The 3,665-nt window shown below is 73.5% G+C and carries 2 protein-coding genes and 1 pseudogene; 2 read left to right on the forward strand and 1 reads right to left on the reverse strand.

Annotation, left to right across the window (positions count from 1 at the left end; all coding sequences use genetic code 11):
• Positions 1–264, reverse strand: a pseudogene (locus ACFU99_RS37240) (cobalamin biosynthesis bifunctional protein CbiET); the annotation flags it as partial.
• A gap of 411 nt (positions 265–675) precedes the next feature.
• Between ACFU99_RS37240 and tsaD the strand changes: the two are divergent.
• The gene (tsaD, locus tag ACFU99_RS37245) at positions 676–1,794 is read left to right on the forward strand and encodes a tRNA (adenosine(37)-N6)-threonylcarbamoyltransferase complex transferase subunit TsaD (RefSeq protein WP_384401176.1); all 1,119 of its coding nucleotides are present in this window, start codon (positions 676–678) and stop codon (positions 1,792–1,794) included.
• A gap of 28 nt (positions 1,795–1,822) precedes the next feature.
• Positions 1,823–3,665 (forward strand): alanine--tRNA ligase (gene alaS, locus ACFU99_RS37250; protein ID WP_384401172.1); only part of this gene is annotated, 1,843 nt, incomplete at its 3' end.

The following is a 3,665-nucleotide window of genomic DNA, read 5'->3' on the forward strand; positions in this document are numbered from 1 at the left end:
GGCCAGCACACAGACGCGGCGCCCGGCGAAGCGTTCCATGAGCCTCGGCACGGCGGGTCGCAGCGGCGAGGGCCACGCCGCCCGCTCCCCCGCGCACTCGCCGGGCGGCAGCAGGTCGAGCTGGCGGGGGCCGCCGATGAGCACGTCGGCCGCGCGCAGGGCTTCCCGGGAGGCAGGGGCGAGCCCCGGCCAGCCGTCGGCGCCGATGCCCACGACCGTCACGGGCGCCGCCGTCACGGGCGCCGCCGTCACGGGAACCGCCATCGCGGGAGCCGCGCCGGGTGTCGTCTCGGGCGGCGGTGGCGGAACGGGGGTCACGGGGACGTACCTCAGGATCGGCGGAAGCGACGGAAGCGGCGGACGGTCGGCGGAATGGTGCGGAGCGGCGGTGAAACAGCGGGACAATGGCCGAAGACAGCCGAAGACGGTTGGCGAAGGCTGACGACGGATCGGGGCGGCGGAGGGCCTCGGCACTGCGCAGGGTGCGGCAGTGAACACGGACAGGTATGAGAACGGGCAGGTCAGAACGTGTGCCGCCACAGACGGCACGCGCGGCAACGGAACTCTACTGACCTGCGGCGCGCAGGTCGCGGCCGGGACCGGCCAGAGTTCCGGTTGCGTACAATTCGCAGGTACAGATCAATTGCGGGAGGCAGTGGCGTGGGGCGTTCACCGGTGGTGCTGGGAATCGAGTCGTCCTGCGACGAGACCGGAGCCGGTCTGGTCCAGGACGGAGTACTGCTGGGCCACGCCGTAGCGTCCAGTATGGACGAGCACGCGCGGTACGGCGGCGTCGTCCCGGAGATCGCGGCGCGCGCCCATGTGCACGCGGCCGCCCCGGTCGTACGGGCCGCCCTCGCCGACGCGGGCCTGAAGATGGCCGACATCGGCGCCGTGGCCGTCACCACCGGTCCCGGCCTGTCCGGCGCGCTCCAGGTCGGCGTCGCCGCCGCCAAGGGCTTCGCCTATTCGCTGGGCGTCCCGCTGTACGGCGTGCACCACCTCGCGGGCCATGTGGCGGCCGACACCCTGGAGCACGGCCCGCTGCCCGACCCCTGCATGGTGCTGATCGTCTCCGGCGGCCACACCTCGCTGCTGCTCGTACGGGACCTGGCCCGCGATCCGATCGTCCACCTCGGCGACACCCTCGACGACGCGGCCGGCGAGTGCTTCGACAAGGTCGCGCGCGTCTTCGGGCTGCCGTACCCGGGTGGGCCGGCCGTCGACCGGGCGGCCCGTACGGGCAACCCGCGCGCCGTCGCCTTCCCGCGCCCGCTGATGGGGCCGCGCGACGACAAGTACGCCTTCTCCTTCTCCGGCCTCAAGACCGCGGCGGCCCGCTGGGCGGAGCAGCACCGCGCGAGCGGGCAGCCGCTGCCCGTCGAGGACGGCGCGGCCTCCCTCCAGGAGGCGGTCGCGGACGTGCTCACCAAGAAGGCCGTCGCCGCCTGCCGCGACCACGGCGTGGACACCCTCGTGGTGGTCGGCGGCGTGGCCGCCAACTCGCGCGTGCGGGAACTGGCGCAGCAGCGGTGCGAGGCCGCCGGGATCACCCTGCGGGTGCCGCCGCTGCGGCTGTGCACCGACAACGGCGCGATGATCGCCGCGGTCGGCGACCTGCTGGTGCGCGCGGGCGCCGAGCCCGCGCCGCTCGACGTGTCCATCGACCCGTCGGCGCCGCTGGAGTACGCGGCGCTGCACCCCGTGAGCGGCACGGCCAAGACCGCCAAGACTGCCAAGGCGGCGCGAGCGGCGAGGGCGGCGAAGACCGCCCGTACGACCAGCGCCGCCTGACCATCTCCCGAGCCCCTCGGAGCCCGACTTGCGTACCGCCGACATCCGCAGCCGCTTCCTCGACTTCTTCGCCGAGCGGGGCCACACCGTGGTCCCGAGCGCGCCGCTGCCCACTCCGGACCCGACGCTGCTCTTCGTCAACGCGGGCATGGTCCCCTTCAAGCCGTATCTGGCGGGCGAGGCGCAGCCGCCGTGGCCGCGGGCGACGAGCGTGCAGAAGTGTGTGCGGACCCTGGACATCGAGGAGGTCGGCCGCACCACCCGGCATGGCTCCTTCTTCCAGATGAACGGCAACTTCTCGTTCGGCGACTACTTCAAGGAAGAGGCCATCGGCTTCGCCTGGGCGCTGTCCACCACCCCGGTGGCGGAGGGGGGGTACGGGCTCGACCCGGACCGCATCTGGGCGACGGTGCACCACTCCGACGCGGAGGCCGCCGAGATCTGGCGGCGCGTGGCGGGGCTGCCGCCGGAGCGGATCGTCGAGCGCGGCGACGAGGACAACTTCTGGTCCATGGGTGTGCCGGGCCCGTGCGGTCCCTGCTCGGAGATGTACTACGACCGCGGCCCGGCGCTCGGGCGTGCGGGCGGGCCGGCCGTGGACGAGGACCGGTACATGGAGTTCTGGAACCTCGTCTTCATGCAGTACGAGCGCGGTGAGGGAAGCGGCAAGTCCGGCTACCCGATCCTCGGCGAACTTCCCCGCCGCAACATCGACACCGGCATGGGGCTGGAGCGGATGGCGACGCTCCTGCAAGGCGTCGACAACCTGTACGAGATCGACGAGACGCGTCCCGTGCTGGACCGCGCGGCCGAACTGACCGGGTCCCGCTACGGCGCGGACGCCCAAGCGGACGTGCGGCTGCGGGTCGTCGCCGACCATGTGCGCACCGCCCTGATGCTGCTCGGCGACGGCACGGCCCCCGGCAACGAGGGCCGCGGGTACGTGCTGCGGCGCATCCTGCGCCGGGCCGTGCGCTCGGTGCGGCTGCTGGGCCACCAGGACCCGGCGCTGCCGGAGCTGCTTCCGGTGGCCCGCGACTGCATGGCGCCGAGCTACCCGGAGGTCGCCGAGCAGTTCGACCGCATCGCGCAGCAGGCGTACGCGGAGGAGGACGCGTTCCGTTCGACGCTGCGTCAGGGCACGACCGTACTGGACACAGCGGTCGCCAAGGTCAAGAAGTCGGGCGGGCGTTCACTGCCGGGCGCGCAGGCGTTCCTGCTGCACGACACCTACGGCTTCCCCGTCGAGCTGACGCTGGAGATGGCCGAGGAGCAGGGCGTCGAGGTGGACCGCGAGGGGTTCACGGCACTGATGACCGAGCAGCGCGAGCGCGCCCGTGCCGATGCGCGGGCCCGCAAGTCCGGTGTCAGCGCCGACACTTCGGCGTTCCGCACCGTTCTCGACGCGAACGGCCCCACCGACTGGCGCGCGTGGGAGACCCTCCAGACGGACTCCCGTGTCCTGGCCGTGCTGGGCGCGGACGGCCCGCTGCCGGTCGTACGCACTGGCGAGATCGCCACCGTGGTACTGGACCGCACCCCGTTCTACGCGGAGTCGGGCGGCCAGGAGAGCGACGCGGGGCTCCTGACCGGGTCCTCGGTGGAGGCCGAGGTGCTGGACGTGCAGCGGCCGCTGCCGGGGCTGGTGGCCCATCAGATCCGGGTCACCGCAGGCGAGTTGGCGACCGGTGACGCCGTACGGGCCGCCGTCGACCCGGAGTGGCGGCTCGGCGCGCGGCAGGCGCACTCCGGTACGCACGTGCTGCACGCCGCGCTGCGCCAGGTGCTCGGCCCGACCGCGCTGCAAGCCGGCTCGTACAACCGGCCCGGATCGCTGCGGCTGGACTTCCCCTGGCGCGGCGCGCTCGGCC

This window comes from Streptomyces sp. NPDC057654 (assembly GCF_042800135.1).
Taxonomy (GTDB): Bacteria; Actinomycetota; Actinomycetes; order Streptomycetales; family Streptomycetaceae; genus Streptomyces.